Below are 22,663 nucleotides of genomic sequence, written 5' to 3' on the forward strand. Positions count from 1 at the left end.
AAATATCCGACAAAGGCAGAGCAGTTTCCAGGCCGCACATGAGCAGAGCGGCAACGGAAGCCAGCAGCATGTTAATAAAAAACACGGTACTTGCTTTTTTGATGGAATCTTCATCCAGCCTTCTTCCAAAAATATTCAGTCCCTTTTTATTCCGCAAACTGGACCAGATATACAGCAGAATCACCATCATGGTAGTGGTTTTCACACCGCCTGCTGTGGAACCGGGGCTCCCTCCAATAAACATCAGAATCACCGTCAGAAGTCTGGTAGCCTCCGTATAGGCGCCGGTATCCGTGGTATTAAATCCCGCTGTTCTGGGCGTAACTGCTCCGAATACGGAAGACAGAATCTGTCCTTTTGCATCCATGTCTGCCAGCAGATTTTCCCGCTCGAACAGATAAAAACAGATACTTCCCGCCACAATCAGCACCAGTGTCATGGTAAGGACAATTTTCGTATGCAGCATATATTTTTTTACCTTCCATTTGTGAACGGAAATATCATCCCATACAATAAACCCAATACCGCCCAGAATAATCAGGGCCATAATCACCAGATTTATCAGTATGTCATCATAATACATGGTCAGCGACCCATAGGGTTCAAACTGACCCATCAAATCAAATCCTGCGTTGCAGAAAGCGGAAATGGAATGAAAGATACCATACCAGATTCCTTTCAGCCAGCCAAATCTTGGAATAAACCTTATCATCAGCAGGACTGCTCCTGTTCCTTCGATTATTGCCGTATAGAAGACGATTTTTCTCACCAGACGTACTGCTCCGCCAATATGCAGGGTATTGACGCTCTCCTGAATCAGATTTCGCTCTTTCAGGCCAATCCGGCGTTTCAGAAAAATGGAAAAAAAGATTCCTATGGTAATAAACCCCAGCCCGCCGGTCTGAATCAGCACCAGAATCACAATCTGTCCAAACAGCGTCCAGTTGCTGTATGTGTCCACCACCACCAGCCCTGTCACGCAGGTGCTGCTGGTAGACGTAAAAAGGGCATTCAGAAATCCTGCGCTTTCTCCGCTTCTGGATGCTGCCGGCAGCATCAGCAGTACAGTTCCGGCTATGATAATCAGTAAAAATCCCAGTGCAATAGTCTGCACTCTGCTTAATCTCCGAGTCATAATATTTCCTCCTATCCGCCAATTATACAAAACTCTTCCGGAACTGTAAAGCCAGAAAATGGGACTATCGCAAAATAGCCGCTATATACAGGTTATGGCTTCAGATTCCAGGGCCTTATCCTGTATGACACAAAGGCTGTATTCTGCAACAGTCCCACTTATTATAATTTCTTTATTCCATCCTTTTATGCAGCCTCTGGCATTTTACGCATAAAGAGATTGCACAGATTTAATATTTCCCGAAATCGCCTTCCAGAGAAATAATCTTTTCATTGTCATCTGACTTGCTGTAAATATCCGAATCTGTGGAGGCACTGAATCTGCTTCCATTGTCTTTCAGCTTGTAATTTCCTACCAGACTGCGCAATGTTGCCGCCTGATTTGACAGCTCTTCGCTGGCTGCCGCACATTCTTCGCTGGTTGCGGAATTTGTCTGAGTTACCTGCGATACCTGATTGATTGCCTGATCGATCTGTGTAACTGCCGTTGCCTGGTCATTGGATGCCACTGCAATACTGTGGGTCAGCTCTACCACATGTTCAATCTTGCTCATAATCTCTGACAGAGATCCGCTGGTCTCTTTTGCTATCTTGGAGCCCAGTCCTACCTTGTGGATAGAATCCTCAATCATTTCCGCCGTCTCACTGGCCGCAGAAGCACTCTTGCCTGCAAGACTCCGCACTTCTTCCGCCACAACCGCAAAACCTTTGCCGTGAACGCCTGCCCTTGCCGCTTCCACCGCCGCATTTAAGGCAAGAATATTGGTCTGGAAAGCAATGTCGTCAATTACTTTGATAATCTTGGAAATATTCTCAGAAGCCTCGTTGATATCTGTCATGGCACTCATCATTTCCGTCATGCTGTCATTTATATTAATGGCTTCTTTACCCATATTTTCCACAAGGTCGTTTGCTTCATTAATCTGTTCCACATTCACCTTGGTTCTCTCTGCAATTTCATTCATGGAAGCTGTAATTTCTTCGGTAGCGCTTGCCTGCTGTGTTGCGCCCTGCGCCAGAGCCTGGCTTGCGTCTGATACCTGTTCCGCGCCAACCGTTACCTGCATGGTAGACTCTCTGATATCGGAAAGCATTCGGTTGTTTTCCCGGATAATACCTTCCAGTGCATTACCCAGAACGTCCTTGGAGCCTTTGGGTTTTACATCTGCAGTCAGGTCACCCACTGCAATCATTTCGGAAATCTCGCCCTGATACTTAATGTTATCAATAATCTTCTGGAATTCATCTACCACCTCGCCAAACTCATCATTTTTCAGTTTGGTAAGTGTAATATTTGCATTACCTACGGCGATTTCTCTTGCAGCCTCACTCAGAATATCCAGTGAACGCCGGATATCTCTCAGAATACTGACAGACAGACCAATGGAAAAACTTAACGTTACTACCAGCAGGACTGCCAGAATAATCTGTTCCCGCAAAGTCTCTGCATCTGAGGAAGCCAGAACATTATAGCTAATCAGTCCCATTGCGAGAATCAACACGCCGATAATTGCAAAACCGGCAATCAACCGTGTCCGCATTTTCATATCTTTCATCAATCTTATCCTCCTTGTTATCTTCCCATTATACAAATTTGATATTTTCGAATTATTCCGGTAATGCCGGGTCTTCGTCCCTGATAAGTTTTTCCGGATCTAACAATAACTTTACTTCATCTGCCACCCTTACAAGGCCGAACACATATTTATCTCTTCCATAACTGTTCTGATTTAACGATGGAGGCGGGATGATACTCTTCTCGTCAATGGAAATAACATCTGCAATCTGTTCCACAATCAGGCCTACCATAGTACCTTTTACATCAATCACAATAATGCAGGTACGGTCCATATATTCAAATGGCTCCTGCCTGAAACGTATCTTCACATCAATCACCGGTATGATTTTCCCCCGGATATTAATCAGGCCCTTAATGTAATCCTCCACTTCCGGAACCGGCGTGATTGCCTGCGTGCCGATAATTTCATTTACATAATTAATTGCGATTCCATAATATTCGTCACCTATGCGGAAGGTCATGAACATCCCTTTCTGGGAATCTTCTTCCAGTTCTTCCAGTTCATCCAATTCATCCATTAATTCTTCTGCCATGGCTTAACTCCTTTCCTGTCCGGCAATTAACCCTGCAATATCCAGAATCAACGCAATGCTTCCATCCCCAAGCTGGGTGCATCCGGAAAGTCCCTGCACTTTTTTTATGTAGGAAGGAATTGGCTTTACTACAATCTCCTGCTCTGCAATCAACTGGTCAATGAATACGCAGACATATTTATTTTCGTGCTCCAGCACCACTACGATACCTTCTTCGATATCTGTGTTTGACCCTGCCAGATGATACATTTCATTCAGTCTGATGAAGGGATAACACTCGCCCCGAAGCATTACATACTCTTCCCCGTCCGGCTCTTTTACAATCATATCCCTGCTGATTCTGACAAATTCTTTTACTGCATTTGTCTCAATCACAAAGGTGGAACTGCCAACCTGCATGACTATTCCATTGATGATGGCCAGTGTCAGCGGAATCTTCATAATCATTTCAGAACCGGCGCCTTCCACGCTGTCAATTTCCAGCTTGCCGCCGATGGTCTGAATGTTCTTCACTACCACATCCATTCCCACGCCGCGGCCGGAATACTCGGTCACCTGTTCTTTTGTGGAAAATCCTGCATAGGTAATAAACTGATAAATTTCCTTATCGCTAAAGTCAGACATGGGCCGGTTGCCAATCAGACCATTATTTTTTGCCTTGTTATACAGCACTTCCCTGTTCAGTCCCTTACCGTCGTCTCTTACAATAATATACACCTTACCGCCCTCATTTTTGGCTTCCAGTGTAATCTTTCCTCTGGGATTTTTACCGGCGGCGATACGGGTCTCTTTATCTTCAATTCCATGGTCTACGGAATTCCGGATTAAATGCATCAGCGGATCGGAAATATGCTCAATGATATTCTTGTCAACTTCCGTATTCTCGCCGATTACCTCCAGCTCAATATCTTTTCCCAGTTTTCTGGATACATCAAACACAATACGGTTCATCTTCTGGAATGTATTGGTCAGAGGCATCATACGCATGGACATAATCACATCCTGCAGTTCTGTGGTAATCTTGGAAAGCTGTCCTGCCGCTTTCTGGAAATTACTCAGATCCAGTCCGGCAACCTTCAAATCCGGATTCTGCAGTACAACCGCCTCGGAAATAACAAGCTCCCCTATCATATCCATCAATGCGTCCATCTTCTCCACATTTACGCTGATATAAGACTGTTTGGGAGAGGGCTTGGGATGATTCTTGGCCAGCTTCTTGCCTTTTCCGGTTTCTTTATTCTTAATGACATAATCGCCCGGCGCCGGCTCTTTCTTCTCTTCCTTTTTCCCTTCTTCCTTTTTCTCCTTATCATCCATTTCAATGATAATCTGTTCCGGTCCATGGTCATGGAAGCCCATCTCAAATTCCTGCTGGGTGCAGTCGTTAATTTCCACCCGCTCCATGCCGGAAGTATCTCCGATGGCACTCAGTATTTCCTCACTGGAACACTGGCACTTAATCAGCATATGGAATCCGTCTTCCAGAATAACAGCTCCGCTTTCCTCATTGGAAATAATATCGTCCGGCATATATTCCATATCGTCCGTAATTTCCTTCAGGGAATATACGGCGGTATAAGCCCGGATATTACACATCTGCGTATCGCTTCGATAGTAAATGGACGCCTTATAATATTTAAAACTCTCGCTTCCGGTAGGCGCAATATAAAACTGGCTGGGCTCTACATAGGTATTTTCCGGCGGCAGTTCCTCGCCTTTTTCCTCAATACCGGATTTGATTTTTTTCAGGAATTTATCAATATCATCCACAATTTTGGTTTCGTCACCGTCAGGCGTCTCACCGTCTTTAATCTTATCCAGCTCTCCTGTAATGAAATCGGCCACATCCAGAACATGATCCACCAGTTCCAGATGAGGTACATTTTCCGGACTGGATTCTCTTAAATAATAAAATACGTCTTCCAGCTTATGGGATACCTTCGTGATATTTTCATACATCATAATACCCGAAGAACCTTTTATCGTATGCATGACACGGAAAATTTCATTGATGGAGGTTTCATCAAAACAATCTTCATCTTTCTTTTCCAGAACAATATTCTGGAGTGTTTCCAGGAGCTGTTCGCTCTCATATAAAAACATATCCAGCATACTGTCCGTATTAAAATCTTCTGCCATTTTTTAGCCCCCTTTCTTCCCATTGTACTTTTTTGAACTGTTTCTCTCCGATGTCATTTTATCAGCTCCAGTTTCTTCAGAATCATTTCAAATTTATTCAGGTCAATGGGCTTGCCGGAATACACAGTGCATCCCATTTCAAACGCTTTCTTCACATTTCTCTCTTCATTCAGCGCGGTGGTCATAATAATCTTCACACCGTCAGTTCCCTGAATCCCCCGTTCCTTTTCAATATCACGGATGGCTTTCAGTGCCTGATAACCGTCCAGTACGGGCATCATAACGTCCAGACAGATTAAATCATAAGGTTCTCCGTCTTCCAGCGCCATTAAAAATGCATCCACAGCTTCTTCGCCATCTACGGTAATATCACAGTCTCCATATTTTTCGAGATAATTTGTCATAAATTTGCGGCTTGCGAAGTCGTCTTCCGCCAGTAAAATCTTCATATCCTCTACTCTCCTTTCTAAGTCGCTTTTAAAACACTGTATACTTTATTTGCTATATTCGAAAGTTCCGTCTGATACTGAACGGCCCCAATATCATAAGCAACTTTTGGCATACCGTAAACCACACAGCTGGCCTCATCCTGACCGATGGTGATGGCTCCCGCCTTTCTCATTTCCAGCAGTCCTTTGGCTCCGTCTCCTCCCATACCGGTAAGAATCACGCCTACCGCGTCTTTCTTTGCCGTCTTTGCCACAGACTGAAACAGCACATCCACAGAGGGGCAGTGCCCGCTGACTTTTTCACCGGCCTTGCATTCCACCTGATACATGCCGTTTACTTTCACCAGACGCATCTGTTTGTCTCCGGGAGCAATCAGCACCTGGCCCGGCATTACCCTGTCCCCGGTAACTGCTTCTTTGACTGCCACCTGACACTGGTTATTCAGCCTGTTGGCATACATCTGGGTAAATCCGGGAGGCATATGCTGTACAATTACCACTCCCGGAATATCCTTCCGGAACTGGCGCACCACGTCAAAAATAGCTTCTGTTCCTCCGGTGGAGGCTCCGATGGCTATCAGCATATTGCTTTTCAGGTTCGCCCTGTTATTCACCGGAAATGATTCCGGACGTTTCATTTTTCCAACTTTGACTGTGGACGCAATCTTTATCTTGGTTCCCAGCTCTTTTCTCAGAAAAGAGCTGACTTTATTGCGGTCTATGGTATTGGGCTTACAGACAAAATCCACCGCTCCTGCTTCCATGGCGTCAAATACCTTCTCATCCATGGCACTGATAACCACTACGGGTAATGGATACTGAGGCAGCAGCTTTCTCAGAAATTCAATTCCGCCCATCCGCGGCATTTCCACATCCAGTGTCATAACATCCGGACGGTACTTAAGGATTGCATCCCGCGCCGCATAAGCGTCTCCTGCCTGTGCCACTACTTCTATGGCCGGATCTTCACTCAGGCTCTGTACCAACAGATTGCGAAACAGCATGGAATCATCTACTACTAATACTTTAATCTTACGCATTCCATCTTCCTGCTTTCCTTTATACTTAAACCTTATCCGCTTATATCTGCTCTGCTTCCTTTATTTTCGATATATTGATGGTTCCACGTACTGAAAATTCGTCCCTTTTCTGTCAATGGATTCCGTAGTCCCCACAAACAGATAACCTCCCGGCTCCAGATAATCGTATACCTTTCGAAGAAGCTGCAGTTTGGTATTGTCATCAAAGTAAATCATCACATTGCGCATAAACACCACATGAAATTTTTTACGAAAGGGAAACGGGTTCATCAGATTGAACTGCCGGAAAATTAATTCCTGTTTTAACTCCGGCGTCACCTGATACTCCAGCTCATTTACTCTTTTAAAGAAGCGCCTTTTCCATCCTTCCGGAAGAGGATCGATCTGCTCTTTCAGATATTTCCCCCTCTGGGCCTGCTCTAATACTTTCGTGGAAAGGTCTGTGGCAAGCACCCTGGTATCCCACATCTTATGATCCAGTCCAAAGAAATCTTTCAATACCATGGCAATGGTATAGGGCTCTTCTCCCGTAGAAGATGCGGCAGACCAGATCCGAACATCTCTTTTGCCTGCTTCCTTTGCCTTAATCTGAGGAAGCACCACCTTCCTCATAAAATCCATATGCTCAAATTCTCTCATAAAATATGTATGATTGGTAGTCAATACGTTAATCAGATTTCGCGCTTCTTCTCCTTTGGGATTCTTTTCAACCTTTGTCATGTACTCATCATATCCGCTGTAGCCATTCCGCAGAAGATAATTTTCCATTCTCCCATTTACCAGTATCTGTTTTCCAGTGAGATCTATGCCATACTTCTGCTTCACATACACTACAATCCGATGAAATTCCTGTTCCGTAATCATAACTCCTAACTCCTGTCACATAAACTTCTATCAGATTTCACACTACTGTACCATATCTTCTATGGTACTATATTCATCTTTATTTGTCAATTCCGTTGCTGTTATCCTTCTGCATGATGAAGCTGTTTCTGCACCTTCAGAAATACATCTACGATCTCCGGGTCAAAAAACGTGCCGCTTCCTTCTTCAATGATTTTCAGGCTTTCTTCCTTACTGTAAGCCTTTTTGTAACACCGCTCTCCCAGCAGCGTATCAAAAATATCCACAACAATGGTAATTCTTGCCGACAATGGGATATCTTTCCCGCTAAGCTGCTCCGGATACCCGGTTCCATCCCATCTGGCATGGTGGTAACGGGCAATTTCAATGGCCATGGGCAGAAAACTGTTTTCCGGTGTGCTGTCATAGATCCGTTCCAGAATTGCCGCTCCCTGTTCCACATGGCGCTTTACAATCTCCATTTCCTTTTGCTCCAGAGGACCTGGTTTTGCCAGAATGTTACAGGGCGTCTGAATTTTTCCAATATCATGAAGTCTGGATGCCACTCCTATGGTATCAATAAAACTTTCCGACACTTCTTCTGAAAATTCCGGACTGAACTGAAGGCTCTGAGCCAGCAGACGACAGTTATAAGCCACATTGTCCAGATGGAATCTGGTATCCGTGTCTTTCCCTTCTGTCAGAGTGGCCAGCGCATACAGAATATTCTTCTGTTCTTCCTCAATCCGTCTGGCCTGACTGCTGATTACGCTGTGCAGGCGGCGGTTGCTCAGCTCAAGCTCCTGCTGCATCTCATAAATCTTCAGGTGATTTTTTACACGCATGGTAACTTCCGTCACCTCAAAAGGTTTTCCAATATAGTCCACAGCGCCCAGTTTAAATCCCCTGACTTTATCTTCGCTGGAATCTGCCGCCGAAATAAAAATAATGGGAATATCTCTGGTAATGGGATTTTCTTTCAGTCTTTCACAGAATTCATATCCATCCATTTCCGGCATAAACACATCCAGAAGAATTAACTGAGGCAGACTTTCTGCAATCAGCTTCGTGGCCTCGCCGGCACTGGCAGCACATCTGGGCGTATAACCCATTTCCAGAATAATATTTTCCAAAATCATCAGGTTGGCGTCCACATCATCCACAATCAGGATTTGAGGTACACTGCCGGGCCTTTCCATATTTTCCATATTATATTCCTCCGATGTTTTCTTCCAGTAACTCTTTTAAACTGTTATATTGTTCCAGGGCTTTTTCATATTTCTCTTTGCGCACATTCATTTCCAGACGAAACGCAGTTTTTTTCAGATCCTGAGGTCCTTCTTCCACCAGTTCTTTGATATTATGTGAAAATGTTTCCGCCTTATCCCAGGCTCCCACCTCCATACAGATAATCAGTTTCTCCATTTTGTTTCGGATTTCCTGATGGTTTTCTTCAGTGCCGAACTGAAAGATTTCCCCTATATTGTCGAATTTTGACATATCCTGATTCTGATTGATAAATTCAAACTGCTCCCGGACACTGTTTTCTTCTTTTTTGTTCTGTGCCACATGAAGCCTTACAGAGTAGGAAAAGCTGCTTCCCTTTCCCTTTTCACTTTCCAGATGGATACTGCCGTGCATGAGTTCCACCAGCTGCCTTGTAATTGCAAGCCCCAGTCCGGTTCCTCCGTATTTCCTGGTGATGGAAGCGTCCACCTGAGAAAAACTTTTGAATAATTTATCTTTTTCTTCCTGTGAAACTCCAATTCCTGTGTCAGATACCACAAAAAACAGTTCAATCTCATCATCAAACTGCACCGTTTTAGTTACTTCTATATTAATGTATCCCACACTGGTAAATTTTACCGCATTGGACAGCAGATTATTCAGAATCTGCGTCAGACGCAGCTCATCACCGATCAGATATGAGGGAATGGTCTTATCAATATTTACCATAATATGCAGCCCTTTGGAATTTATGGCTGTAATGTTTGTCTCCACTGCATGGTTTACCATCTGGTAAAAATCAAATTCTTTCTGCTCCAGAGTAAATTTCCCTGCTTCCAGCTTTGAAAAGTCCAGAATATTGTTGATAATTGCAGACATATTCTCGCAGCACCGGGTAATAATATCCAGTGTACGTTTCTGCTCCGGGGTTACTCCTGCTTCCAGCATGTTGGTCACATGTCCTTTCACACCATTTACCGGCGTACGCAGCTCATGGGTCACATTCGCCACAAATTCATTTCTCACCTTAATGGTTTCTTCCATTTCTTCCTTCATGCGGACCAGCTTCCGTTCCGTCTCAATCCGCTTGGCCACGTTAATGGCAAAAATCAGATTCTGTCCTCCCTCCGTCATTACAGTCATGCGAACCGGAAAACAGGTTCCGTTTTTCCGGTACATCATTCCTTCTTTCATGGCTGCCATCACTTCCAGAAGATTTTTGTCCCTCATTTTCTCCTGCTGCAGATCTGCCTGAAACAAGGTAAAAAGATTGATATCGGTCAGTTCCTCCCCATAGCCAAGATCCTCTTTGGCCTGACTGTTGCCGTATTGTATCCTCCCCAGCCTGTCAAATCTCATGATAATCTCCAGCGCCGCATCTGCAAACCGGTAAAAATCCTCCCCCTGAAATATTTCCTGTTCCTGCTCCATAATTTCCGCCCCTTCCTGCATGGTATTTTCCGCCTGTATTCCTTTGACGCCATATCATTGCATTCATTATTTTTAGTATACTTTTTTCGAAATTTTGTGTCAAGAAAAAAGTAAAAAAGCGTACTTCCTGCCTATTATAACGTTATGCGCTGAATAGGTATATTATTTTTATCTCACCGGGAGGGGCTTTCGCACTTTAGAGTGACAGCGTTTTCCTGTAAGCAAAGTGGGCAAGCCTACTTTAACTCCCCTGCCCCTCAATCTTGAGGGGATTGCACATTTTGTCGCGCCGAGCACAATTGCAACGCAATATTTTCCTCCTGTGCGAGTGCGCATCGTAATTTTTTCTTCTATAGGAAAGGCACTTTTACGCATTAGCGTGACAAGGTCTTTCCTAATAGAAGAAAAAAAAGGAATCCGCAGCCAGGTACATCTGTACACATTCCTGCGGATTCCATTTTCTATTTTTCTATTTTCGGCCTCTTTTCATTTCATCGTTTCAGTACTGCGTTTTCAGCGTCAGTACCGCAAAACGTTTTCATCCTGTTTCCTCCATATCTGCCTTATCATATACCAATGCGGATGACAGGAATCGAACCTGCACGGTCTCCCACCAGATCCTAAGTCTGGCGCGTCTGCCAGTTCCGCCACATCCGCCTGTAATTTTACCGGAAACATTTCCAGAACATTTCTGATTATAATATTGCAAATTCGGAATGTCAATATCTTATGGCAATTCTTTTGGCGGAAAACAGAAATCCCGATAACAGTTCAGACAAGCTGCCCTGTTACAAATCCCGCTCTCTGCCGGGAAGAAGAATTCGGTCATTGGACAATCTGATTAAAAACTTTGTTGACAAAAGTTTTTTCTTGTGCTACTATTTTTGTATAGAAAACAAGGTTTTTCTTTTATATTCCATTTTTATATGTTATGCGCTTATTGAGGTGAATAATGACAACAGGAGAACGAATAAAAAAAATCAGACAGGAAAAGGGCCTGTTGCAAAGAGAACTCGGAGAAAAGATAGGTGTTTCTCAGCAGATGATAGGACAATGGGAAAACGGAAAATCAAACCCCAAGATAGAAACCATACAAAAAATAGCAGATGCTCTAAATGTGCCTCACTATGAATTACTGGGATTTGATGGCAGTATCCGGGTTAATCACTTCCCCGAAAGAAAAAAAGCAAATGAAGAAATAGCAAAACTATTTATAAAGCAGGCAGCCGGTGAAAAAATTACAGAAGAAGAATCACAAAAAGTTTTTGATTATATTGAACAAATAAGAGAATCTTACGATAGTCTTAGCAAAAATATAAAAAATCTCACAAAAATAATTGACAGGTGTTTAAATGAAAATCCCCAAATAGCCAGAGAAAGCCTTCAGGTAATCAAAGAAACTCTTCAGACACTTACAGATATGGCTCCTGCCATGCCTGGCTTTTTTGAGAGTTTAAACGATATTGACCGGTAAAAAGCTGCCGAAATCATACATCTGACTTATCCGATATGCCTGAATGCCAGAAGAACTGCTGCACTATGACAATATAATATGCTTAATCAGAGAGCCGAAGGGGCGATTACGTCAGCCATCAGGTGAAAGAAAGGGGCTGGTGCTATGGTTACATATAGGGACTTATTCACATTCGTAATTATGCTTTGCGCCGTTATAACTCTTGTTATCAACATCAAACGCAAAAAGTAGCGCCCTCGTCCTGGTAAGATAAGGCGCTACTTCATGTAACAAATTATTATTCCGGCGGCCAGGCGTACTCTGGCTTTCGGCTCTCTTGTTAAGTATATTATAAATCACATACATAGATTTTTCAACCCTGAAAAGAACAAAGCAATATTACTCAGCTCATGAGGATACAGCAAAGCCTGTAATGAATTACATTGAAAAACAGCGGAAACCATTGATTTTACTGGCTTTCCACTGTTTTTAAGTTAATGAGACATCGGGGATTCGAACCCCGGACAACTTGATTAAAAGTCAAGTGCTCTACCAACTGAGCTAATATCCCATAATTATATAGAACAAAACTGGGCTAGCTGGATTTGAACCAGCGAATGCAGGAGTCAAAGTCCTGTGCCTTACCGCTTGGCGATAGCCCATCATTTCTACCTGTACCCTGCAGACAACCCATTAATTTAGTAAAAGGTGGATACAGGGATTCGAACCCTGGGCCTCCAGAGCCACAATCTGGCGCGCTAACCAACTGCGCTATACCCACCATATAAATGTGCTCGAAGGGATTCGAACCCCCGACCCACGGCTTAGAAGGCCGTTGCTCTATCCAGCTGAGCTACGAACACATAAGCGGGTGATGGGAATCGAACCCACGTATCCAGCTTGGAAGGCTGGTGTTCTACCATTGAACTACACCCGCGTACAAATCGGGGTGACAGGATTCGAACCTGCGGCCTCCTGGTCCCAAACCAGGCGCTCTAGCCAAGCTGAGCCACACCCCGACGACAACCTCTCTGTGTCGTCATAACGCAAGATATATTATATGCGAGATGGATTAAAATGTCAACAACTTTTTTTCTTTTTTTACATATTACTATTATATTTATGAAATCAGATACTCTATCCGGAAATGAGCCTCCCCTGAATCGTCAATTTCCATAACAGCATAAGAAGGCTTCCGCCCCTCCTGCCTGGGATATGAGATACTGCCGGGATTCAGCGTGACAATCCCTCTGCTGTAATCCAGCACCGGACGATGGATGTGGCCAAACATCACAACATCCATGCCCCTTCCCACAGCTTCTTTTTTCAAATCCTCAATTCCCATGGCAACATAATAATAATGCCCATGGGTAATCAGCACTTTATATTTTCCAATCTGAAGCTCCTTTTCCCGCTCCAGCTCAGAAAAAAAGTCATTATTGCCGGAAACGATTTCCAGAGGGCATCCGGCCAGTTCTGCTATGTAATCCTCAAATCCTTCCGCATCCCCAAGATGTATCATCATGTCAATGGGTTCCAGTTTCCTCAGAACCCGCACCAGATTCTTGTGCTTTTTATGTGTATCACTGACAATCAAAATTTTCATAAACTCATCCCTATCTGTCCGATAACTTCTCCTTCATGGCACGAAGTGCCTTTCCTCTGTGGCTCAGCCTGTTTTTCACTTCCATGGACAGTTGGGCGGTAGAACACTGATATTCATCCACATAAAAAATGGGGTCGTAGCCAAATCCATTTTCTCCGGCAGGCTCCCATCCAATATACCCTTCGATTGTCCCTCTTGTAACACAGGTCTCTCCCCCCGGAAACGCCGCCGCTATGGTACATACAAACCGGGCTGTCCGCTGTTCTTTTGGAACTCCTTCCAGCCGGTCTATGATATTCTGATTCTTAATCTCATAGGAGGTATCTTCTCCCATATACCTTGCGGAATAAATCCCCGGCTCTTTGTCCAGATAATCCACTTCCAGGCCGGAATCGTCCGCCAGCACCACCACATTTTCCTCCTGAACCTCCGCTGCTACGGCAACGGCCTTAATCAGGGCGTTTTCCTCAAATGTCTTTCCGTCCTCCACAACATGGGCCTGAATTCCCGCTTCTTTCATGGAGAGAATTTCCACGTCCAAATCTGACAAAATCTCACGGATTTCTTTCATTTTTCCCTGGTTTCCCGTCGCAAATATAATCTTTTCCATACTGAGCCCTGTCCTCCTGTACCGTATCGGCAAATTCTGTCCGGCAGATGCAGATATGCCTGTGTATTTTATTTCAGTATCCTTCATCCAAAGCACGCATAATGGCGTTGTAAATCCCCTGTGCCGCCTGTTTCTGATATTCCGGCGAATTCAGCTTATTCAGTTCTTCCTGATTGGTCATAAACCCAACTTCTATCAACGCCGCAGGCACCTCATTATTTCTTATGATATAAATACCATTTCCATAGGTCAGTCCATTGTTTTTGCTGCCCGTGGCGCCTGTGATTTCCTCCAGGCAAATCTGAGCAAGGTGCCTGCTGCTCAGGCCTTCTTCCTCCTTCAGCTCATCATACATAACCTCTGTTCCGTTATATTTTGACATCTGACCGTCTGTGGTAGAATTACTGTGTACGCTGATGTAAAGGTTTGCTTCCGTTTTTCCTCCCAGCTGAGCCCTCTGCTCAAACGTAGGATTTGTATCTTCAGTTCTGGTATAGTATACGCCAATATTTCTGTCATTTTCATCCAGCAGTTCTTTTAGCCGGAGTACAATGGCAAGATTGATATCTTTCTCCATAATTTCCTGTTTGATGGCTCCCGGAGCACCGCCGCCGTGGCCTGCGTCAATCACCACAACTTTATCGTATACCTGCTGAGGCGTCAGAAAATCCACATACAGATAGCTGCCCGTCACTGTGGTCTTTACCTCATAAACCGCGTCCATGGTAATCTCTATCACGCCACTTTCCATATACAGGTCATTGATATGATTGCTTCTTCCCAACAGGGGATGACTGGTAAAATAATCTTTTTCCACCCCCGGAATCTTAATGGTAATCAACTGCCTGACATAATTATTCTCAATGGTGATTTCTTCTTCTGTCATCCCTGCCGGTATTTCCACCCGAAGCTGCTGACGAAAATTAATATCCTCTTCTTCCTCTGCCTGTTCGGTATAATAAGCAAGCATCTGGAGCTCCGACATCTGTTCCCGCTTTTCTTCTCTTTCATTTATTTTGGAATAAGGTCTCAGAACCACCAGAGCCGTAACAATCAGAACGGCCAGTGTCAGCGATGATATTTTCAGTATTTTTTCTTCCATATTGCCTCTTCTGTTCTTCTATTGACAGTCACTGTATACTTTCAGGCACAGATTACACTCCTGATTTTCCTCAGCACTTTCCCACTTTTTCCCGTTGGAACTGATATACCCCTCGCCGTCTGTGAGATCCACATCGGCAGTCATCTCATCAGCCCTGTATTCCACTGCCATGGGATGTACGGAACCAGGCGTTGTGATAAAAAGCACAACGGCATATTTCTGTCCCTGTTTCACCTGGAATTCTTTTTCAAATTCTATGGTATAATACCCGGCATTGGTCAGATTTCCTTCCGCCGCCTTTACACGGTTTTTAAGAGAATCCTCATTATCAAATTCCTCCACCACATACAGTTCATAGGAGGTTTCTTTTCCGGTGGCGTAGAATCCTGCTCCTTTCAGTATTTCATCGGATTCTGCCGTGTACACATTTGCCCCGTATACGCTCTCTTTCTCATAGCCAAGCTGTCCTACCCAGCCGCACAAATCCGACTGATAAATACAGTCGTAATTATCTGCTTCCTGAATTCCCGTATAGACAACACTGTGAAGGCCGATATTCACATCATAATAGGAAACGTAAAATACACCCTCGTCTCCAAATGATTTGCCCCAGCTGTTCTGACACAGAAAGGCCCCGTTATCCTCCACTTCCAGATTGAAATTTTCTTTGGGGTAGTTATCGTCCCAGCCGATAATCATGATTTCATGGTTGGGTTTTTCAGCCCCCATATAACAATATGCATGATTTTCCTCATTGTAATAGGAAGAACCGGGTCCGGAACCGTCCAGTGCACTGTACACAGCAGTCTGCACCCCTCCGTATTTAAACACAGACTCTTTGATCTTTTCAAAATCTTTTCCATCCAGAAGCTGTACTTCCTGCACATGCTTCACCGGCTTCAGCCCTTCTTCTGACACACCGTCTCCATAAGGGTCGTCTTTTTCATTTACCGGCCCCTGCCAGGCAGTCAGATAGGCCATGCCCATGGTATATTCCCCTCCGTCTGCCTGTTCCAGCACAAAACTGTTCTGAATAGACATATGATCCGGAGAAAATTCGCAGACCTCCTCCGGCAGCAGTACAGACTCCATGGCTGACAGAGCGGCAAAGGCCCAACATGTTCCGTAATGGCCCTGATCTTTTACCTCCGGCGCCCGCTGTCTTTCCCGCAAGTCATAGGACAGTGGCAGAATCCCCCCTTCTTCCGCAGTGTTGACCGCAATGGCCTGATTCTCCTCAATGTTCCAATTATAATTAAAATTTAATTTTTCTGCAACTGTTTTCGCTGCTACATAGTATTCTCCGTCTTTGCGCGTCATAGGTGAGGAAATTTTTTCTTTTTTGCTGTTTACTTCTACGGTCTCCTTATCCAGCCGAAACTTTACCACATCAGAACGTTTTTCCAGTATAAGCTGCTCCCCTTCATACAGATGGGCGCTGCAGTTGAAACTGTCCCTCAGCTCTGAAAAGGGAATCATAATGTTCAGATTCTCATCCATATAAATCCCATGCTCCTGGCTGGTCAGTTCCCGGTTGTCCACCAGAACCGTGAGTGTTTTCTCATTGACGCTTTCCGCTATCAGCGGATTCCACACCTCCTGTTTCAGCCGGGCGCCCCGGAAGGGCTCCACTTTTTCATTTTTCCCGCCGTCACCGGCGAATTTAAACAGTACCGCAAGCAAAAGAATTACGGTCATCACCAGATATTTTCTCGACTGTCTCACTCAGATACCTCTTCTCTGTGACCGCGGTTCCGTACGGGCGGTTTGGGCCCCTGAAACTGGTAAAAATATGTTTTCAGCATTCCATTGTAAATTTTACGATTTCTGTCAGCCTTTTTCCCGATGTAACGCTCCGCATCCTCGTAACCCGTGAGCAGATAGGCGGACCAGCAGTCCAGGCGTCTTATGGCCTCGCCGATTTCCTTATAAAGGGCTGGCAGCACTTCCTCTTTCATGCGTTCTCCATAGGGAGGATTTGCAATGAGAAATCCATACTTTTTCGGATGGCTCAGTTCACTGACCGGACGCTGCTGGAAATGAATCAGGTGATCCACTCCTGCCCGTCTGGCATTGTCTCTGGCCGCTCTTATAATTTCTCCGTCAATATCATATCCCTGAATATCCGTTGTGATTTCCCGGTTTATCAGGTCATTTGCCTCCTCCAGGCTATCCTGCCATAATTCGGGTTCCACCAGATTCGTCCAGGCCTCCGCTGTAAATCTGCGGTTCATGCCCGGCGCTATGTTTGCGGCCATCATGGCAGCCTCAACAGGAAAGGTTCCGCTTCCGCAGAAAGGATCTACCAGAATCCGGTCACTTTTCCAGGGCGTCAGCATCAGCAGCGCCGCCGCCAGAGTCTCCGTAACAGGGGCCTTGCTGACCAGTGTGCGGTATCCCCGCTTATGCAGAGAATCGCCGGAGGTGTCAATAGCCACCGTTACTTCATCTTTCATTAAAAACAGCCGCAGGGGATATTCCGCTCCTGTCTCCGGAAACCATTCCGTATGATATTTTTGCTTCAGACGTTCCACCATGGCTTTTTTCACAATGGACTGAATATCCGAAGGGCTGAACAGTTTGCTTTTGATGGAGGACGCCTTCGCTGCCCAGAACTTCCCATCCTCCGGTATATAATCTTCCCAGGGAATATTCCGGATTCCCTGAAATAACTCTTCAAAGGTCTCTGCATGGAACTGCCCTGTTTTCAGCAGAACCCGCTCGCTGGTACGCAGAAAGATATTGGCCCGGCAGATGGCTTCTCCATCTCCTTCAAAGGTCACCCGGCCATCTTCCACTTTCAGGATTTCGTACCCCAGATCATATATCTCTTTTTTCAGAACTGCCTCCAGTCCAAAATGACAGGGGGCAATTAATTCATATGTTTTCATTCTTTTTCTCCAGACTGACCCTGGCTGTAATCCATAAATATGCCGGAAGGTCCTAAGAATATATTATCTTCTCACCTTCCGGCTGTCAATCATTTTATGTTTTTTTCAATGCTGCCTGAATGCCTCCCACCAGTGTGGCGGTCCGGTAACCTTCCCGGCTCAGTTCTCTGGCAGCCATCAGACTGCTGGAGCCTCTGTCGCAATACAGGACGTACAGTTTATCTTTCGGCAGATAACTCCGGAACATTTCCAATTCTTCATAAGGAATATTCCGGGCTCCTTCCACATGAACTTCATCAAATTCCTCTCTGCTGCGCAAATCAATCACCCAGGTATCGGGGCGCTTGCGGTATTCGTTAAACTGCCGGATATTAATTGTCTGAAATTCCATAACTTCACCCCTTCTGAATATAACCGGAACGTAACATGGCCTTTCCTGTAAGATAAAAACAGATTACCGGATTCATTTCCGATAATCTGTTTTTACATTATTATACTATGCAGTTTCTTTCTTTTTGTACCAACTACTTTTCGTAGGAATCCCGGCAGTCAGATCCGCTGGCATTGGATGCCTTGTTGCTGGATTTGTTCTGGGAAGAAGAATTCTTTGTGTTATTCTGGGAATATGCATTTTTGGTGCTGTTCTGAGAAGAAGTATTCTTCATGCTACCGGATTCATTGGTTCCATTTGTGCTTTTGTTCTGCATATCGCTGTTTTTTGCCATAATATTTTCCTCCTAATCATTTACTGCTCTCATAGTATCTGATAAAGGCTGATTTTTTATGCAAAAAATTTTTTTGAATTTTTTTAAATTTTATCTTGCATTTTATGACAGATTGTATTATAATTCTTTTTGTAAGAAGGATTTCACCTTCAGGAATTCTTTTTATAAGTTATACCCCTTATTAATTATTTATACTCCCCTCATAGAAGAGGCCAGTGGCTCCCCCGCTGGTCTTTTCTTTTTTCTCTTATGGGAAAGACACCTTCACGCATCAGCATAACACAATATTTCCAATAAGAAGATAAATCATTCCGGGCGAGATGTGCAATTTGCAGAAAGGCAGTTATCTCATGGCATACAACATATTAATCGCAGAAGACGAAACAGACATCAGCAACCTGCTGTACAAAATACTGACATCCGCCGGATTCTGTCCCCGACAGGCATTTTCCGGAACTGAGGCCAAACTTCTTCTGGAGCTGGAGCAGCCGGATTTAATTTTACTGGATCTTATGTTACCGGGCCTGTCCGGAGAAGAACTGCTCCGGGAAATCCGGGAGACCATGCACCGGGACATTCCCGTCCTGATTCTCTCCGCCAGAAGTTCTCTTAAGGATAAGGTGACGCTTTTAAATACCGGTGCGGACGACTATATCACCAAGCCTTTTGAACCGGAAGAGGTGACGGCACGTGTCCGCGCCGCCCTCCGGCGAACCGGAAAAACTGCCGGTTCGCCAAAAGAACTGATTTACAAAAATCTTCATCTGCGGCCGGAATCCCGAACAGCAGAAGTTCTGGGAACAGAACTGGCACTGACCGCCCATGAATACGAACTTCTGTATCTGTTTATGCAAAATCCTCAAAAAGTTTACTCCAGGGAACTCCTGTATGAACTGGTGTGGAAAGGCGGATATTATGGAGAAAATAATACGGTAAACGTCCATGTCAGCAATCTGCGCCGGAAACTCCGTCAGGCCGATCCGAATGAAGCATATATTCAGACAGTATACGGTATCGGTTTTAAACTTCTCTGAGGAAACGCTGATTAAATCAGCTTTTCCATACGGAACTGCCCGAAAAAATCTTTATGATTTCTTTAAAAGTTCTTTATGACTGATTAAAACCGTAAAAGTTATAATCATACTGCCGGCAGCCATACATAACACTTCAGACATTATACAGATGCCGGCGATTATATCTTGAAATGGAGAAAAGCATGAAAGAATACGTTCTTGAAACAAAATCAGTGACAAAATCCTACGGCTCCCTTCTTGCACTGGACCGGGCAGATATCCACGTGGAAAAAGGAAGTATTTACGGACTCATCGGCGACAACGGAGCCGGAAAATCCACTCTGCTGAAACTGCTGGCCGGCCATGTATTTGCCACCTCAGGAGAAATCTTCCTGTTTGGCCAGAAAGAGAAAAAAGAACTGGAACGCTGCCGCAGGCAAACAGGAGCCATCATTGAACATCCCGGCTTCTTTCCCGGACTGACGGTCCGGCAGATGCTGGAATACTGCCGCATACAGCGGGGAATTCCCGGAAAGGAAAAAGTTGAGAAATACTTAAAGCTCACAGGCATTTCGGAGAAACAGAACTGCAAATGCAACACGCTTTCTCTGGGACAAAAGCAGCGGCTGGGCCTTGCCATGGCTCTGATTGGAGAACCGCAGGTACTGCTTCTGGATGAACCGATCAACGGACTGGACCCCAGCGGTATCCTGGAGCTGCGGAATCTGCTCCGCCGTCTGAACGAAGAACGTCGCATCACCATTCTGATTTCCAGCCATATTCTATCTGAACTTCAGCAAATTGCTGACTTTTTTGGTTTTTTGAGCAGAGGACGGATACTGGAAGAAATTTCCGCAGAACATTTACAGGAAAAATGTACCAGCTATCTGAACATTCTGGTTTCTGATGCGGAACTCTATGCCGCTGCTCTGGAGCAACGCACCGGGGAACAGTCTTTCCGCATCCTTCCTGACCGGAGCCTTCAGATTACCTGTCCTCAAAGAGAACCGGAATTTTACAGCCAGCTTGCCATGGAGCAGGGCCTTTCGGTAAAACGGCTGGAACAGCACCACGCTTCCCTGGAAGATTATTATGTGAATTTAAAAGAAAACTGCCGCGTTTTTTCGGAAAATAATTCTGTGATTTTAAAGAAGGGAGGATACAGATAATGGGCAATTATATCAAAAGTGAATGTTACCGGCTTATCTGCAGCAAATGGATTTACGTTATGGGCGGGGTTCTGGCAGCCCTTGCATTTCTGTACAACCTGGTATCATACCTTTTTTACATCCACACCCCGGACTTCCGGTATGGAACCACCTCTTTTGCCTTTTCCAATCTGGTGGCCTATCCTATGCTGTACTGCTATGCCGCTTTTCTCATCGCAGACCTTTTATGGGAAGCTGACACCAGAAACGGAACTCATGGGAACAGTATATCCTGGGGAATCCCCCGCACCGGGATTTTCCTCGGAAAATGTGTTGTGGGAATTCTGGCCTCCCTTATACTGCTGGCTGTCACCATAACCGTTTTCGCAGTCAGCAGCCTCCTGCTTCTGGAGCACGGCGGCCCCACCCGTCTGCAGGACCTGCTGATGGAAATTCCCGCTGTTTCTCTGATTGCAATTTCCTCTTTTCTGCTGAGCGTTCTGGTTCTGGAACTTTTTGACCGGATGATAGTAAGCCTCCTGACCTGGTTATCCGTTATGGTTGTCATTCCACGAATCCTGTTTTTCCTTGGCATGAAAATCCATGCTCTCATGCCTGTTGCCCTGTGGATGCCGGAAAATTTCTTCTCAGTGGAAATGAGTGTTAATATGAGCCGGTGCATCACTCTCTGGAGTTCCCCGGAAGGCATGGCAAAATGCCTGATTTCCGGCGCTGTGGGAATTCTTCTGTTCGGTGCTGCCGGTATCTGTCTGGCTGAAAAAAAGGAGCTCTGAAATGTATCTGATCATATACCTGATTCTGGCTGCTGCAGCCCTGTACTTCTGCCTGCGCTGTTTCCTGCTCCGCCGGGATTTACGAAAAACTTCTCTGGAACTTCGTGAAATTCAAAAGGACCTTGCCCAAAACCGGGTACTGCATCTCGCCCGGCCGGACAGGGCCATGGAACAGCTTCTGGAATCTATAAACAGTATTCTGGAGGAAATACGACGGGAACGTCTGCAATACGAGCAGCGTGAAAAAACCTTTCAGCACCAGATGGAACATATCAGCCATGATCTGCGCACGCCCCTGACGGTGATTCTTGGTTATCTGAAATTTATGGACAAATCAGAGCACGCACCGGACATGACGCCGGAGCAGCGGGAATCTCTGGAAATCATTCAGCGGAAAGCCCGAACACTGGAGTATCTTATCACAGAGATTTACGACTTTTCCCGTCTGGTCTCTCAGGATTACAAACTCAGCCTGCATCGGGTAGACGTCTGCAGACTTCTGCGGGAAACGTTTCTGGAGCATTACCTGCTTCTGGAACGCTCCTGCCTGCGGCCCGAATGCCGGCTGCCGGACCGCCCTCTTTATGTATCAGGAGATTCTTCCGCTCTGGAGCGTATTTTTTCCAACCTGTTCCAGAATGCCGGACGGTATGGGGAACATTTTCTTAATATTCAATGGGAAGAAACCCCCGGCGAAATCAAAATTTCCTTTACCAACGATACCTGCAGCCTGACCTCCTCGGAAGCTGCCTGCCTGTTTGACCGTTTTTACATGCAGGATCCGGCAAGAACCCAGGGCGGAACCGGGCTGGGACTGACCATTGCAAAATCTCTGGCAGAGGCCATGAACGGAACACTGACAGCTGAACTTACCCAGGACAGCGGGGAACTCGCCCTTCTGACTTTAACCCTGACGCTGCCGCGGTTTTCTCCGGCAGCGTCATAG

The 22,663-nt window shown here is 45.2% G+C and carries 21 protein-coding genes and 7 tRNA genes; 5 read left to right on the plus strand and 23 right to left on the minus strand.

The features are described from left to right. From VSQ32_20550 to VSQ32_20595, 10 genes are all read right to left on the minus strand, one after another. On the minus strand, nt 1–1,135 hold a 1,135-nt coding region (locus tag VSQ32_20550; protein ID MEH2945157.1), incomplete at its 3' end, for a potassium transporter TrkG. A 229-nt stretch (nt 1,136–1,364) separates the two neighbouring features. Then, entirely contained in the window at nt 1,365–2,690 is a 1,326-nt protein-coding gene (locus VSQ32_20555; protein MEH2945158.1) for a methyl-accepting chemotaxis protein, read from the minus strand. A 52-nt stretch (nt 2,691–2,742) separates the two neighbouring features. Next, complete coding sequence (locus tag VSQ32_20560; protein MEH2945159.1) at nt 2,743–3,246, minus strand: chemotaxis protein CheW; 504 nt, start codon at nt 3,244–3,246, stop codon at nt 2,743–2,745. Nucleotides 3,247–3,249: 3 nt separating this feature from the next. Continuing rightward, nucleotides 3,250–5,385: a chemotaxis protein CheA gene (locus tag VSQ32_20565; GenBank protein MEH2945160.1), complete on the minus strand. Its 2,136-nt coding sequence runs from the start codon at nt 5,383–5,385 to the stop codon at nt 3,250–3,252. Nucleotides 5,386–5,438: 53 nt separating this feature from the next. Next, on the minus strand, nt 5,439–5,834 hold the full coding sequence (locus tag VSQ32_20570; GenBank protein ID MEH2945161.1) for a response regulator: 396 nt from the start codon (nt 5,832–5,834) through the stop codon (nt 5,439–5,441). Nucleotides 5,835–5,851: 17 nt separating this feature from the next. After that, nucleotides 5,852–6,874, minus strand: a complete 1,023-nt coding sequence (locus tag VSQ32_20575) for a chemotaxis response regulator protein-glutamate methylesterase (protein ID MEH2945162.1) — start codon at nt 6,872–6,874, stop codon at nt 5,852–5,854. A gap of 60 nt (nt 6,875–6,934) precedes the next feature. Beyond that, a complete protein-coding gene (locus tag VSQ32_20580) occupies nt 6,935–7,738 on the minus strand; it encodes a protein-glutamate O-methyltransferase CheR (protein ID MEH2945163.1) in 804 nt (267 codons plus the stop codon). A 101-nt stretch (nt 7,739–7,839) separates the two neighbouring features. After that, entirely contained in the window at nt 7,840–8,925 is a 1,086-nt protein-coding gene (locus tag VSQ32_20585; protein MEH2945164.1) for an HD domain-containing phosphohydrolase, read from the minus strand. A 1-nt stretch (nt 8,926) separates the two neighbouring features. Continuing rightward, complete coding sequence (locus VSQ32_20590; GenBank protein ID MEH2945165.1) at nt 8,927–10,396, minus strand: ATP-binding protein; 1,470 nt, start codon at nt 10,394–10,396, stop codon at nt 8,927–8,929. 556 nt (nt 10,397–10,952) lie between these two features. Beyond that, nucleotides 10,953–11,032: transfer RNA gene (locus VSQ32_20595), tRNA-Leu, on the minus strand. 295 nt (nt 11,033–11,327) lie between these two features. Between VSQ32_20595 and VSQ32_20600 the strand changes: the two genes are divergently transcribed. After that, entirely contained in the window at nt 11,328–11,849 is a 522-nt protein-coding gene (locus VSQ32_20600) for a helix-turn-helix transcriptional regulator (GenBank protein ID MEH2945166.1), read from the plus strand. Between the two features lie 477 nt (nt 11,850–12,326). On the opposite strand, the gene VSQ32_20605 is transcribed toward VSQ32_20600, so the two are convergent. The 13 genes from VSQ32_20605 to VSQ32_20665 all read right to left on the minus strand — a co-directional run bounded on the left by VSQ32_20605 (nt 12,327) and on the right by VSQ32_20665 (nt 18,762). Next, nucleotides 12,327–12,399 (minus strand) — tRNA-Lys (locus tag VSQ32_20605). Between the two features lie 19 nt (nt 12,400–12,418). Beyond that, a tRNA-Gln gene (locus VSQ32_20610) sits at nt 12,419–12,490 on the minus strand. 45 nt (nt 12,491–12,535) lie between these two features. Then, nucleotides 12,536–12,609, minus strand: a tRNA-His gene (locus VSQ32_20615). An 8-nt stretch (nt 12,610–12,617) separates the two neighbouring features. Continuing rightward, nucleotides 12,618–12,691 (minus strand) — tRNA-Arg (locus VSQ32_20620). A 3-nt stretch (nt 12,692–12,694) separates the two neighbouring features. Further along, a tRNA-Gly gene (locus VSQ32_20625) sits at nt 12,695–12,765 on the minus strand. Nucleotides 12,766–12,772: 7 nt separating this feature from the next. Continuing rightward, a tRNA-Pro gene (locus tag VSQ32_20630) sits at nt 12,773–12,847 on the minus strand. 101 nt (nt 12,848–12,948) lie between these two features. Next, entirely contained in the window at nt 12,949–13,434 is a 486-nt protein-coding gene (locus VSQ32_20635) for a metallophosphoesterase (protein ID MEH2945167.1), read from the minus strand. Between the two features lie 10 nt (nt 13,435–13,444). After that, nucleotides 13,445–14,044: an XTP/dITP diphosphatase gene (locus VSQ32_20640; protein MEH2945168.1), complete on the minus strand. Its 600-nt coding sequence runs from the start codon at nt 14,042–14,044 to the stop codon at nt 13,445–13,447. Between the two features lie 73 nt (nt 14,045–14,117). Then, nucleotides 14,118–15,146, minus strand: a complete 1,029-nt coding sequence (locus VSQ32_20645) for an N-acetylmuramoyl-L-alanine amidase (GenBank protein ID MEH2945169.1) — start codon at nt 15,144–15,146, stop codon at nt 14,118–14,120. A gap of 18 nt (nt 15,147–15,164) precedes the next feature. Beyond that, a complete protein-coding gene (locus tag VSQ32_20650; protein ID MEH2945170.1) occupies nt 15,165–16,871 on the minus strand; it encodes a lectin like domain-containing protein in 1,707 nt (568 codons plus the stop codon). Beyond that, a complete protein-coding gene (locus VSQ32_20655; GenBank protein MEH2945171.1) occupies nt 16,868–18,037 on the minus strand; it encodes a class I SAM-dependent RNA methyltransferase in 1,170 nt (389 codons plus the stop codon). The genes VSQ32_20650 and VSQ32_20655 overlap by 4 nt, the downstream gene beginning before the upstream one ends. A 94-nt stretch (nt 18,038–18,131) precedes the next feature. Next, nucleotides 18,132–18,428, minus strand: a complete 297-nt coding sequence (locus VSQ32_20660; GenBank protein MEH2945172.1) for a rhodanese-like domain-containing protein — start codon at nt 18,426–18,428, stop codon at nt 18,132–18,134. A 133-nt stretch (nt 18,429–18,561) separates the two neighbouring features. Beyond that, nucleotides 18,562–18,762, minus strand: a complete 201-nt coding sequence (locus VSQ32_20665; protein MEH2945173.1) for a hypothetical protein — start codon at nt 18,760–18,762, stop codon at nt 18,562–18,564. A 350-nt stretch (nt 18,763–19,112) separates the two neighbouring features. On the opposite strand from VSQ32_20665, the gene VSQ32_20670 reads away from it, so the two are divergent. From VSQ32_20670 to VSQ32_20685, 4 genes are all read left to right on the plus strand, one after another. Further along, complete coding sequence (locus tag VSQ32_20670) at nt 19,113–19,796, plus strand: response regulator transcription factor (GenBank protein ID MEH2945174.1); 684 nt, start codon at nt 19,113–19,115, stop codon at nt 19,794–19,796. Nucleotides 19,797–19,978: 182 nt separating this feature from the next. Beyond that, nucleotides 19,979–20,944, plus strand: a complete 966-nt coding sequence (locus tag VSQ32_20675) for an ABC transporter ATP-binding protein (GenBank protein MEH2945175.1) — start codon at nt 19,979–19,981, stop codon at nt 20,942–20,944. Beyond that, nucleotides 20,944–21,717 carry a hypothetical protein gene (locus tag VSQ32_20680; protein ID MEH2945176.1) on the plus strand — a complete coding sequence of 258 codons (774 nt, stop codon included), beginning with the start codon at nt 20,944–20,946 and terminating at the stop codon, nt 21,715–21,717. The genes VSQ32_20675 and VSQ32_20680 overlap by 1 nt, the downstream gene beginning before the upstream one ends. A 1-nt stretch (nt 21,718) precedes the next feature. After that, a complete protein-coding gene (locus tag VSQ32_20685; GenBank protein MEH2945177.1) occupies nt 21,719–22,663 on the plus strand; it encodes a HAMP domain-containing sensor histidine kinase in 945 nt (314 codons plus the stop codon).

This window comes from Lachnospiraceae bacterium JLR.KK002 (assembly GCA_036941025.1).
Taxonomy (GTDB): domain Bacteria; phylum Bacillota; class Clostridia; order Lachnospirales; family Lachnospiraceae; genus Petralouisia.

Bases quoted from the DNA above. Each gene is read 5' to 3' on its own strand.
- VSQ32_20555 (MEH2945158.1), bottom strand. From the start codon at position 2,690: ATGAAAGATATGAAAATGCGGACACGGTTGATTGCCGGTTTTGCAATT.
- VSQ32_20560 (MEH2945159.1), bottom strand. From the start codon at position 3,246: ATGGCAGAAGAATTAATGGATGAATTGGATGAACTGGAAGAACTGGAA.
- VSQ32_20565 (MEH2945160.1), bottom strand. From the start codon at position 5,385: ATGGCAGAAGATTTTAATACGGACAGTATGCTGGATATGTTTTTATAT.
- VSQ32_20570 (MEH2945161.1), bottom strand. From the start codon at position 5,834: ATGAAGATTTTACTGGCGGAAGACGACTTCGCAAGCCGCAAATTTATG.
- VSQ32_20575 (MEH2945162.1), bottom strand. From the start codon at position 6,874: ATGCGTAAGATTAAAGTATTAGTAGTAGATGATTCCATGCTGTTTCGC.
- VSQ32_20580 (MEH2945163.1), bottom strand. From the start codon at position 7,738: ATGATTACGGAACAGGAATTTCATCGGATTGTAGTGTATGTGAAGCAG.
- VSQ32_20585 (MEH2945164.1), bottom strand. From the start codon at position 8,925: ATGGAAAATATGGAAAGGCCCGGCAGTGTACCTCAAATCCTGATTGTG.
- VSQ32_20590 (MEH2945165.1), bottom strand. From the start codon at position 10,396: ATGCAGGAAGGGGCGGAAATTATGGAGCAGGAACAGGAAATATTTCAG.
- VSQ32_20600 (MEH2945166.1), top strand. From the start codon at position 11,328: ATGACAACAGGAGAACGAATAAAAAAAATCAGACAGGAAAAGGGCCTG.
- VSQ32_20635 (MEH2945167.1), bottom strand. From the start codon at position 13,434: ATGAAAATTTTGATTGTCAGTGATACACATAAAAAGCACAAGAATCTG.
- VSQ32_20640 (MEH2945168.1), bottom strand. From the start codon at position 14,044: ATGGAAAAGATTATATTTGCGACGGGAAACCAGGGAAAAATGAAAGAA.
- VSQ32_20645 (MEH2945169.1), bottom strand. From the start codon at position 15,146: ATGGAAGAAAAAATACTGAAAATATCATCGCTGACACTGGCCGTTCTG.
- VSQ32_20655 (MEH2945171.1), bottom strand. From the start codon at position 18,037: ATGAAAACATATGAATTAATTGCCCCCTGTCATTTTGGACTGGAGGCA.
- VSQ32_20660 (MEH2945172.1), bottom strand. From the start codon at position 18,428: ATGGAATTTCAGACAATTAATATCCGGCAGTTTAACGAATACCGCAAG.
- VSQ32_20665 (MEH2945173.1), bottom strand. From the start codon at position 18,762: ATGGCAAAAAACAGCGATATGCAGAACAAAAGCACAAATGGAACCAAT.
- VSQ32_20670 (MEH2945174.1), top strand. From the start codon at position 19,113: ATGGCATACAACATATTAATCGCAGAAGACGAAACAGACATCAGCAAC.
- VSQ32_20675 (MEH2945175.1), top strand. From the start codon at position 19,979: ATGAAAGAATACGTTCTTGAAACAAAATCAGTGACAAAATCCTACGGC.
- VSQ32_20680 (MEH2945176.1), top strand. From the start codon at position 20,944: ATGGGCAATTATATCAAAAGTGAATGTTACCGGCTTATCTGCAGCAAA.
- VSQ32_20685 (MEH2945177.1), top strand. From the start codon at position 21,719: ATGTATCTGATCATATACCTGATTCTGGCTGCTGCAGCCCTGTACTTC.